10 protein-coding genes and 1 pseudogene are annotated in these 10,595 nt (G+C 54.5%); 8 read left to right on the top strand and 3 right to left on the bottom strand.

The genetic code is table 11. From position 1 onward, the window contains the following. Window positions 1–64: 64 nt before the first annotated feature. Window positions 65–1,792, top strand: coding sequence for a gamma-glutamyltransferase (gene ggt, locus Q0683_RS06265; protein WP_298976842.1), 1,728 nt, complete (start codon window positions 65–67; stop codon window positions 1,790–1,792). Between the two features lie 9 nt (window positions 1,793–1,801). Further along, window positions 1,802–2,386, top strand: a complete 585-nt coding sequence (locus Q0683_RS06260; protein WP_298615809.1) for an L-threonylcarbamoyladenylate synthase — start codon at window positions 1,802–1,804, stop codon at window positions 2,384–2,386. On the opposite strand, the gene Q0683_RS06255 is transcribed toward Q0683_RS06260, so the two are convergent. From Q0683_RS06255 to Q0683_RS06245, 3 genes and pseudogenes are all read right to left on the bottom strand, one after another. Next, entirely contained in the window at window positions 2,383–2,568 is a 186-nt protein-coding gene (locus tag Q0683_RS06255; RefSeq protein WP_298976839.1) for a hypothetical protein, read from the bottom strand. The two genes, Q0683_RS06260 and Q0683_RS06255, sit on opposite strands and share 4 nt — an antisense overlap. A gap of 366 nt (window positions 2,569–2,934) precedes the next feature. Beyond that, window positions 2,935–3,383 (bottom strand): annotated as a pseudogene (locus Q0683_RS06250) (DUF29 domain-containing protein). Between the two features lie 34 nt (window positions 3,384–3,417). Beyond that, a complete protein-coding gene (locus Q0683_RS06245; RefSeq protein WP_298976837.1) occupies window positions 3,418–4,221 on the bottom strand; it encodes an inositol monophosphatase family protein in 804 nt (267 codons plus the stop codon). Between the two features lie 79 nt (window positions 4,222–4,300). Between Q0683_RS06245 and proB the strand changes: the two genes are divergently transcribed. From proB to Q0683_RS06215, 6 genes are all read left to right on the top strand, one after another. Beyond that, the gene (gene proB / locus Q0683_RS06240; protein WP_298976835.1) at window positions 4,301–5,410 is read left to right on the top strand and encodes a glutamate 5-kinase; all 1,110 of its coding nucleotides are present in this window, start codon (window positions 4,301–4,303) and stop codon (window positions 5,408–5,410) included. 166 nt (window positions 5,411–5,576) lie between these two features. Further along, window positions 5,577–6,584: a GntR family transcriptional regulator gene (locus Q0683_RS06235; RefSeq protein WP_298615828.1), complete on the top strand. Its 1,008-nt coding sequence runs from the start codon at window positions 5,577–5,579 to the stop codon at window positions 6,582–6,584. 536 nt (window positions 6,585–7,120) lie between these two features. Continuing rightward, a complete protein-coding gene (locus tag Q0683_RS06230; protein WP_298976832.1) occupies window positions 7,121–7,873 on the top strand; it encodes an RNA methyltransferase in 753 nt (250 codons plus the stop codon). Window positions 7,874–7,899: 26 nt separating this feature from the next. After that, the gene (locus Q0683_RS06225) at window positions 7,900–8,937 is read left to right on the top strand and encodes a serine hydrolase (protein ID WP_298976830.1); all 1,038 of its coding nucleotides are present in this window, start codon (window positions 7,900–7,902) and stop codon (window positions 8,935–8,937) included. Then, window positions 8,938–9,708 (top strand): ABC transporter ATP-binding protein, encoded by a 771-nt coding sequence (locus Q0683_RS06220; RefSeq protein WP_298976828.1) that lies wholly within the window; start codon window positions 8,938–8,940, stop codon window positions 9,706–9,708. Then, window positions 9,698–10,555 carry a DUF6671 family protein gene (locus Q0683_RS06215; RefSeq protein ID WP_298615836.1) on the top strand — a complete coding sequence of 286 codons (858 nt, stop codon included), beginning with the start codon at window positions 9,698–9,700 and terminating at the stop codon, window positions 10,553–10,555. The genes Q0683_RS06220 and Q0683_RS06215 overlap by 11 nt, the downstream gene beginning before the upstream one ends. The last annotated feature ends 40 nt before the right edge of the window (window positions 10,556–10,595 follow it).

Genomic DNA, 10,595 nt, shown 5'->3' with positions numbered 1-10,595 from the left:
AATAATCCTCTTTTCGTGTATTTTACAGGCTGGCGTTCCGCAGCAGTTTTGAGCCAAATCAATTATGGGACAAGGGTTTAGTCTAGGGAAGCTTGGGCAGTGGGGGCGATCGCCCCTCCTAGGCATTGTCCTAGCGGTAACCTTTTTTCCCGCCCCACCCACCCCAGCCCAAACCATTAGCCAACGGGGAATGGTTACAGCGGCACAACCCGCAGCAGCAAGAGTAGGGATAGAGATTCTCAAAAAAGGGGGCAATGCTGTGGATGCCGCCGTGGCAACGGCATTTATGATCTCAGTGGTTGAACCCTATGCTGCTGGGATTGGCGGGGGTGGCTTTGCCCTTGTGTATCACGCTCCCTCTCAAACCATCCATGCCCTTGATTTTCGGGAACGGGCCCCCCTGCAAGCAACACCAACCATGTATCTGAATGAGAAAGGAGAGGTAGTTCCCCGTGCCAGTTTAGATGGCGTCTTGGCCGCAGGCACCCCCGGCACCGTTGCCGGCTTAGCCACTTTGCACCAACACTATGGTCAACTGCCTTGGTCTCAGGTGGTGGCGCCTGCCATTCAGGCCGCCCAACAGGGATTTGCCGTTACCTCCCGCTATCGGCAGTGGGCGACGATGCGCCAATCTGTTCTTCAGCAAGATGCCACCGCTGCGCGCATTTTCCTCAGGTATGGTCAAGTTCCCCCCTTGGGCACCCTCATTCGGCAGCCAGAGTTGGCAAAAACTTTGGGGGCGATCGCCCGCGACCCAAAAAGCTTTTATGAGGGTTGGATTGCTGGCGCGATCGCGGACTTTATGGCAAAGCAAGGGGGCAAAATCAGACAAGAGGATTTGCGAACTTATACTCCCCTTTGGCGATCGCCAATCTGTGGCACCTACCGTGTATTTCAAGTTTGTTCGATGCCACCCCCCTCTTCTGGGGGTGTTGCTCTTGTGCAAATGCTCAACCTCTGGCAACTCCTTCCCCCTACTTCCACCCCCTACGATCGCGGTCACTACCTTGCCGCTGTGATGCAAATTGCCTATGCTGATCGCGCCCGTTATCTTGGGGATAGTGACTTTGTGCCTGTTCCCGTAACGACCCTCACCAGTCGTCGCTATGCCCAACAGCGGGTGACAGAAATTCTCCCTCGGCGTGCCCGTGCTCAAGAAGCCGTTGCTCCCGCAACCCCGATCCAACTTGCAGAGTCGGATAATACCAGTCACCTGAATGTGGTGGATGCCCAAGGGAATGCGGTTAGCCTGACGTTTACAATTAATGGTCCTTTTGGTGCAGGTGTGGTTGTGCCCCAAACAGGCATTCTCCTCAACAACGAAATGGACGATTTTGCCATTGCCCCCAATCAACCCAACCTCTTTGGGGTTGTCGGTATTCAAGCGAACAATAGCTCCCTTGCCAATGGTATTGCCCCCGGCAAGCGTCCCCTCTCCAGCATGAGTCCGACAATTGTGCTACGGGATAATCGCCTCCATATGGTTCTAGGCTCAGCGGGGGGCAGTCGAATCATCACCACGGTGCTGCAACTGTTTCTGAACGTGGTTGATTTAGGCCAGGATGCCGCTACTGCTGTCAGTCATCCCCGCATTCATCACCAATGGGCACCGGATACCCTCTTTGTCGAGCCAACCATCCCCCGTCCTTGGCTCAAAACATGGCAGCAGTGGGGCTATCGGGTCGAACAAACCCGCCCGTGGGGCAATGCCAGCTTAATTCGTGTTTTAGATCAGGGACAATTGGAAGGGGCAGCCGATCCGCGGGGAGAAGGGGTTGCCATTGGTTGGTAGGAAGGAGGCATGGCACAGGTAAGTCTAGCTGCTTTAGTGGCCGCAGTGCGCACAGGCAATTGGTTAATTAGTTTTCCCACCGATACGGTGCCCGCTTTGGCCAGTCGTTGCGATCGCGGGGAATTAATCTATATCGCCAAGGAGCGCCAACCAGATAAACCCTTGATCCTCATGGGCGCCAACCCTGAGCAACTCTGGCCGTTTGTACGTGGCACTGCCGCTGAATGGGAACAGTGGTCTGCAATGGCGGCGCGTTATTGGCCAGGTGCTGTAACCTTGGTATTGCCTGCCGCTGAACTCCCCCGCGGATTGAACCCCCTAGGTACAGGCACGATTGGCTTACGGGTTCCCGATTGGCCGCCTGCTCAAGCCCTCTTGGAGCAAACAGGCCCCTTGGCCACTACCAGCGTTAACCGCTCAGGTCAACCCCCACTTATTGAATTGGGGGCGATCGCTCGCGAGTTTCCCCAAGTGCTGACGCTCTACCCTTGGCAGTTACCCCCTACGCCTCCAGAACCCTCAACCGTGGTGCAGTGGCAAGCGGGGGAATGGCACGTCCTACGCCAAGGGCGAGTGCAGATTCAAACATCCTAGTACTGGGAATCAATTTCCCCAGAGGCGACCCGTTCGAGGAGTTCCTGTAAAATTTTTTTCTCTTCTTCGGAAATTTGGCCATCGGAGAGCACCGCATCAATAATCTGGCCATGCTCCTCAAGGGTAAGAATTTTATCTTCTAGGGCTTTTTCCACCAAGGCTTTAATCTCTGCTGTATCCATCCTGCGACTCCACGTCGTCACTGCCAGTATAGCCTCACACTTGACCCGGTGCGCAGCAAGCCCCGCCGTACCGCTGCGCAGGAGCAAGCTAGCAGGGCAGGGAAGGATAGCGTCAAGGGGGGAGCCGTTCTATCATCTTGCTGTCGGCCGCAACCACGCCGACCTACGGTAGGGCATGCCGGAAATGACGCCTGGGGAGATACGAGCAGCGGATCCGCACTCGGTGTAAGAACCCACCGTTCGCGCCAGCGGGACGGAGTCCCTAGCGACTTAAGATCATCGGCTTGAGCGCCCTAGGAATCTTTGGCCTATTGCTACGCGGGCGCAAGCTAACAAGCCGGGGAGGATGTCAACTTTGATGCTGACCTATTTCGTGGAATGCAAGTCTCCGGGAAAGTCTGAATCCAGCAATTGTTCTGGACTGTAGGGACAGGTTTCAGGTAAGTCCTGATAGTCTAGAGGTGTTTCCAAGCACACTAAATCTAGTCCTGCCAAATAGGCCTTGGCGATCGCCTGCGTGAGATAAGACTGAAGGCTAGGATTCTCTTCCAATAAATCCTTAATCTCCCGTCGCTGAATCTAAATCATGACTCGCCAGCTTTTACTCCGTTTTTGCGGCTGATAGTCCCACTTCAGGAGATGCCCAATCAAGACTCCTAGGCATTCTCTAGCTCCCGACGCTCCTGCCTGCCCAAGGCTTCAATTTCCTCCACGAGGTGGGCAATATCAAGGTGGGTAAAGTCTCTTGCCTTCAGCAACTTTACCTGCTCTAGAGTCCAGGCGTAAAAATCGCTTTCATAAAGATTGCTTTGCATGAGTTTTTATGAGCTGGTCTCCTCAAGCTGCATTTTAGAGAATGTACGCGGCAAAAAATTGCCCCAAGCTGGCACTGGCACTCACTAGGGTATGGAAACTGCGACTCCCGGCTTCATGACCCGGTTGAAGGGGAAACAGTCTTTGCCCAGATTGCGGCGCATCTAACCATTGCCAGTGGGCACCAGCGGCATGGACAATCGGCCAAGCGGGGGCGACATCCCAAAGGCGAGGTGTGCGCTCTACAGCACCGAGGGTATAACCAGCGGCAACGGTCAGCAAATTATAACTGGCAGAACCCAGCATGCGAATTTTGCAGGGGAAGGGACGCTTGAGCACATCGGTACTGCGGGCACAGAGACTAAAAAACGTCTGGGAATTTGGCTCACTGACCTTGACGTGAATGGGCTTTTCATTCAAATAGGCACCATTGGCATGATCCGGGGCTTGATGGAAGCCATGAAATGTTTGCCGAAGGCCGGGAACGTGCACATAGCTAAATACGGGTGTGCCTTGGTAGAGCAAACTCAGGGCAATACACCAAATGGGCAGACCATGACTATAGTTGGTCGTGCCATCAATCGGATCAATGATCCAACACCACTGTTCACCGCCATAGGTATGGTTGCCCTCTTCACTCAGACAGCCGTGGTGGGGAAAGCGCTCTTGCAGTATCTCAGTGATTTTCCGATCGGCCCAAAGGTCGGCGCGGGTAACAAGGCTGCCATCGGCTTTGCGATCGCTGGGGGACTGCCCTGCCCACGCCAGCAACTGGGGGGCAACCACCTGTTGAATCTGTTGACAGGTTTCCAGCACCTGGAACCAAAACCCTGAGTTCATCCGCCGTCTCCCACTGCGATACAATGAGCACGTTGCTCCTCATCCTATACCCACAAGACAACCTGCGTTCCCACTCCCCATGGCACAAACACTGGTCGTCAAAATTGGCACATCGAGCTTAACGGGGGGCAAAGAAGGGAATCTGGCCTTGGCTACCATTGCCCAATTAGTGGAGGTCTTGTGTCATTGTCAACGGCGGGGCGATCGCGTGGTGCTCGTCTCCTCCGGGGCCGTAGGTGTGGGTGCCGTGCGCTTGGGCCTGAGCGAGCGTCCCCAACAATTAGCCCAAAAGCAGGCGGTAGCAGCCGTAGGTCAAGGACACTTGATGCGCATGTATGACGACCTCTTTTCAGTGCTCCACCAGCCCATTGCCCAGATCCTCGTCACACGGCAAAACTTTGTGGATCGCCAAAGTTACTTGAATATCTACAACACCTTTCAAGCGCTTTTTGAGCTAGGGGTGATCCCCATCGTCAATGAAAACGATACCGTGGCGGTGGATGAACTCAAGTTTGGCGACAACGATACCCTCTCAGCCCTTGTGGCTAGCCTTGTGGAGGCTGACTGGCTCTTTTTGCTTACAGATGTCGATCGCCTGTACTCAGCAGATCCGCGCATTGATAAGACAGCCGTTCCCATTGAGCGGGTGGTCTCCTTGGCAGAGTTAGCGCAAACGATTCAAATTGGGGCTGCCGGCTCCCCTTGGGGCACCGGGGGCATGACGACAAAAATTCGAGCCGCGGAGATTGCCACAGAAGCCGGGGTGCGCACTGTCATTACCGATGGGCGATCGCCCACTAACCTTCTCAAAATCCTTGCGGGTGAACCCATAGGCACCCACTTTGAACCCCGTCCCAAAACCCTCAATGCCCGCAAACGCTGGATTGCCCGTGCCCTCATTCCCAAAGGCGAGTTGTGGTTGGATGACGGCGCTGTAAAAGCCATTACCATTGGCGGTAAATCTCTTTTGGCCGCCGGCATTACCCGGGTTGAAGGGGAGTTTCAAGCCCAAGATGCCGTCAAGCTCTGTGATCCCACAGGAACCGAAATTGCCCGTGGCCTCGTCAACTACAGCAGTGAAGAGATTCGCCGCGTGCAGGGGCAACAGTCCACAGAATTAGCCAACATCCTTGGCTATGCGGGTGCCGATACAATTGTCCATCGCGACAACTTGGTGGTGACCCTGTGACAGCGCCCTATTATCAAGCACAGGACAATAGGGAACCGGTGGGGTAAAATTACTCACTAACCGTAACGATTTATGCAGCGATTGGGGGTAGGTTTTGCATCTGGCATAGCCACACCAAGGAGAGCGTATCCCCCAAGGACAGTCTCTGATTGGCAAAAGAAAAGCTATGGTTCAATTCCACATCCAACCGGATAGCGAAATTCCTGCTTCGACTCAGCTCTTTAATCAAATTAGTTTTGCGATCGCTGCACGGCAGTTTCCCCCCGGCTATCGCTTGCCCAGTACGCGGCAGCTTGCCATGCAAACCGGTCTGCACCGCAACACCATCAGCAAAGTTTACGAACGCCTTGAAGCCGCTGGTTTAGTCGTGCCCCAAGTGGGGTCTGGTATCTATGTGCGCGCCCTCGGCCAAGAGGAAACCCGTCCCCGCCAACGCCGACCCGCCGTTGTCCCTGTCCACCGCATTGTCCAAGAAAGTGTGGATACCCTTCTGGAAATGGGCTATTCCCTCAGTCAAATTCGGGAGTTATTCCTCGCTGAACTCGACGCCCGCCAGAAAGCCGGGGTGAGAATCTTGGTAACCGTGCCCCGCCACGATCAAGGGGCTGGCGAACTAATTGTTCAAGAACTGCAACAACTGCTGCCGATTCCTGTAGAATTGGTCTTTCTTGAAGACTTGGAAACCGTCCTTGAGGGGGATACCTCTGCAACCGTCGTTACCGTGCGCTATTTTGCCAGCATGACGGAAGCAATCACGCGCGATAAGGACGTGCGGGTATTTTTCATCGACATCTACAACTACCAGCGGGAACTGGAAGTGGTACAGCAATTGCCGAAAGGCTCCTGCTTGGGGTTGGTCAGCCTGAGTTCCGGTACCCTTGGTGTTGCTGAAGTCATGATCCACAGTTTGCGGGGCGATGAACTCCTCGTGGTCACAGCCCAAGCCAACGATAGCTATAAGCTCAATGCTCTTGTCCACCGTGCCCACACAATCATTAGCGATCGCGCCAGTGGGGAACGGGTTAAAGCAGCCATTGCGGCAGCTCGCCATGAATTGATTCGCATTCCCCGTCTCATTTGCTGCGAAAGCTACATTGATCCCCAGTCAGTGGAACTCCTGAAGCGGGAAATTGGCCTGACGGAGGATTCTCCCCTCGAAGCCAAGGCCTCTTGACTCAGGGAGTGAGATCATTCAGGCTATAGTACGAGTGCAGGGGTATTGCCTGATGTCTTGCTTGATTGTGCATTTCATCCAGTTGTAGGTTCGTAAGATAACCTACGCCGGCAGCTAAAGCGCAGTACAGCAGACCGACAGCACTTAGCTTAGGCCAATGCAAGCTTATAAGACGCCACATGGGTTAACTCCTTCAAGACCACACCATCAAACCAGACCCCCTACCCTTTTTCATCAAGAGGGAACACGATTAAATTCGTCGAAGTCTCCAAGAGAATCGTGGAAATTTATCCCTAGGAAATCCGCCCTGAACTTCCTAGGCTAAGGCAGTAGGGGTTACTTCTCAAAAATTAGCTTTAATTTTAATAATCGCGCTAAGGATTGCGCTGCCAATGTTGCATTTTCTAAACCATTGTTAAAAATTTTAGAAGTGCGGCAAAGGCTCTAATTCTCAAGGCTTGAGAAGAAGCCAGAAAGTCTTCTAAAATTATCTAGAAAAGGTTAATTATTTTTTTGTTTTGACTCAGCAGACAAGCGTGGATACTCTGCCGTCGGTGCGCATTGTCCTCGTTGAACCCCAAGGGGAAATCAATGTCGGCAGCATTGCCCGTGTGATGAAAAATATGGGACTACAGCAGTTGTGGATTGTCCGTCCCCGCTGTGATCCCAAGGGAGAGTTAGCCCAGCGCTGGGCGGTTCATGGAGAGGATGTGCTTCAGCAAGCTGAGATTACGGATTCCCTCACGACAGCTCTGGCCGATTGTCAGCGGGTTTTTGCCACAGTAGGACGAGAGGTGGCAGATTTAGCGTTACCCCTTTGGCCTCCCCGTCAGGCAGCGCCTCAACTCTTGGCCGTGCCTCAGTCGGCACTGGTATTTGGGCGTGAGGATCGGGGACTGACGAATGCGGAATTAGAGTGCACCCAGGGTTTAGTGCAAATCCCTACGGCCAATGCCTATCCATCTTTGAATCTGGCGCAAGCTGTGGCCGTATGCTGCTATGAGTTGTGGTTAACGGCCTGCGACAGGGGAGGAACTTTTCCCCAAGGGTCTGCCGTCCCCTTTGAGCGCCTGGAGGGGTTTTATGAGCATTTAGAGCGGGTGTTGCTCCGCATTGGTTTTTTGCATCCCCATACGGCTGCCAGTCGCATGGCCAAGGTGCGTGCACTCCTGGGGCGCGCCTACCCCACGGATGCCGAAGTGGCGCTGTTGCGGGGCATGGTTCATCAGGTGGAGTGGGCGATTCAGCACGCAGCCACGATCTCTTCGGACACCTTTCCTTCAGGGTAAATGGCATGGTTGCTCAGTCTCGTTCAATGGTTCGGTCTTCCGGTCTTTCCTCCCTGCCGCATCCAGCAACGCCCCCCACTTCTAGCACGACACCGCCCCGTCCCAATCTGTTTTTAATGACTTTGCGCTTCGGGGTCAGTGTGGTGGCTCTTGCTGCAACGGTAGGAACGCTGCTGTCTGTATTGCAGCCTCAGGCATTATCCCCACAGACAACTGCCGGTCAGGCGATCGCTCCCGAAACGCCAACGCCCAACCTACCTCCGGAACGTCCCCTCACAACCCTACAACGGCAAATTCAGCAACTGGTGACCCGTCAACCCAATCTGACAGCGGGGCTGTACTTTTTTAACCTAGATTCCGGCGCCTCCCTCAATGTAAGTGGGGATCAGGTCTTTCCGGCGGCATCTACGATTAAATTTCCCATCCTTGTGGCGTTTTTCAAGGCGGTGGACGAGGGACGAGTCACGCTCCATGAACGCCTGACGATGCGCCCCGATCTCATTGCCCCTGAGGCCGGTACATTGCAATACCAAAAGCCAAATTCCCAGTATCCCGTCCTTGAGGTGGCAGAGTTAATGGTTACCATTAGCGATAACACAGCCACGAATATGATCGTTGATCGCCTGGGAGGCGCAGCTGTGCTCAACCAGCAGTTTCGGGAATGGGGGTTGGAAAACACGGTGATCCACAATCCGCTACCGGATATGCAGGGCACGAACACCACCAGCCCCCGCGATTTGGCCACCCTGATGCTAAAAATTGCTCAAGGGGAGATTGTCTCGCCCCGTAGTCGCGATCGCCTGCTGGATATGATGCGGCGCACGGTCACCAAGACCCTCTTGCCTGCGGGTTTGGGTAAAGGGGCCACCATTGCCCACAAAACCGGAGATATTGGTATTGTGGTGGGGGATGCAGGGATGGTGGATATGCCCAATGGTCAGCGCTATGTGGCGGCAATGATGGTGAAACGCCCCTACAATGATCCCCGAGGCAGTGAACTCATTCGCCAAGTCTCCCGCATGGTCTACCAAGCCTTTGAGAAACTGCCGCCAACCCACCCCTAGATGTCACAGCCACTCCTGACTCTAGAGAATGTGTGCCGCTACTTCGGCGGCCTCAAGGCCGTTGAGCGGGTCTCCTTTAGCGTCGAAAGGGGCGAAATTTTCGGCATTATTGGCCCCAATGGTGCCGGTAAAACGACGCTGTTTAACCTGCTGACGGGGTTAATTCCTCTCACCGCAGGGCAAATTCAGTTTCAGCAGCAGCCCCTCCACCAGCTCAAACCCCACCAGATTGCCGCATTGGGCATTGCCCGCACTTTTCAAAATATCCGCCTCTTTCCAGAGCTAAGTGTTTGGGAGAATGTGCGCCTAGGCCAGCATCTCCATGCCCCTGCCAGTTTCTGGGCAAACCTCTGGGGAGCACCGCCTGTACGTCGTGCGCAGGAGCGCTTGGAGAACCGCGCCAAGGAACTTCTCCACTGGGTAAATCTCTATGAACGTCGCCACGAGCGAGCGGGCAATTTGCCCTATGGTGAACAACGCCGCCTTGAACTGGCCCGTGCCTTGGCACTGCAACCCCGACTGCTGTTGTTAGATGAACCGGCAGCGGGTATGAATCCCAAGGAAAAGCAAGACCTCTGTGAGTTAATTCGCCGCCTGAAGGAGACCTTTGAACTGACGGTGATTCTCATTGAGCACCATGTGCCTTTAGTAATGAGTTTGTGCGATCGCCTAGCGGTTCTAGATTTTGGTCAACTGATTGCCCTGGGGGATCCCCTCAGTGTTAAAAACGATCCTAAGGTGATTGAGGCCTACTTGGGCGGTGAAGTTTAGACCCACCGATGCCTATTTTCAAGGACGCACGGCAATTCTTGCCACCAAGCACGGCAAAGAACAGGTAATTGCTCCTGCTCTGGCTTCCTTAGGGGTAAGCGTGATTGTGGCGCCAGACTTTGATAGCGATCGCTTTGGCACCTTTAGCCGTGAAATTCCCCGGACGGGTACCCAAGAGGAGGCGGCGCTTGCCAAGGCAGAAGCGGTGCTCGCGCAAATGGATGCAGACTTAGTCCTTGCCAGTGAAGGGAGCTTTGGCCCCCATCCGCAATTTCCGCTGCTGCCGAGCGATCGCGAACTGATTCTCCTTGTGGATCGCCGCCATGACCTTGTCTTGCGGGGGGAGGTGCTCTCCCTGGAAACGAACTTTAACCATGCCACCGTGAGTGATCTTGAAGAGGCCTTGGCCTTTGGGGCACGGGTGGGCTTTCCAGAGCATGGTTTGATTGCCATGGCGCAGGCTAATCCGCCCCCCAATACGCCAATTTTCAAAGGGATGCAAAGCGAGGAACAGTTGCAAAGGGCGATCGCCACCCTGCAAGCCTACAGCCCCAGAATCCACCTAGAAACTGACATGCGTGCCCACATGAACCCCACACGGATGCAGGTGATTGCTCAAGCTGCTGCTCAGCTCGTTCAAGCCATGGCTCAGGGCTGTCCGCAGTGTGGTTGGCCGGGGTTTGTGGCCTGCGAGAAACTGCCGGGGCTACCCTGTGGGCTATGTGGGGCACCCACCGGCGCCATCAAAGCCAACCGCTATCGCTGTCAACGCTGTTTGTATGAACAAGTAGTCCCTGTGACGGCAACTGTCGCCGATCCCAGTCAGTGCTACTTCTGCAATCCTTAGGCAAAGACTTGGTATAATTTCCTGTACAGCCCTTTTCACT

Source organism: uncultured Thermosynechococcus sp., assembly GCF_938074695.1.
In the GTDB taxonomy this organism is placed as follows: domain Bacteria; phylum Cyanobacteriota; class Cyanobacteriia; order Thermosynechococcales; family Thermosynechococcaceae; genus Thermosynechococcus.
The sequence above is the reverse complement of the archived record's forward strand: the minus strand, read 5'-3'. Positions and strand labels throughout refer to the sequence as shown.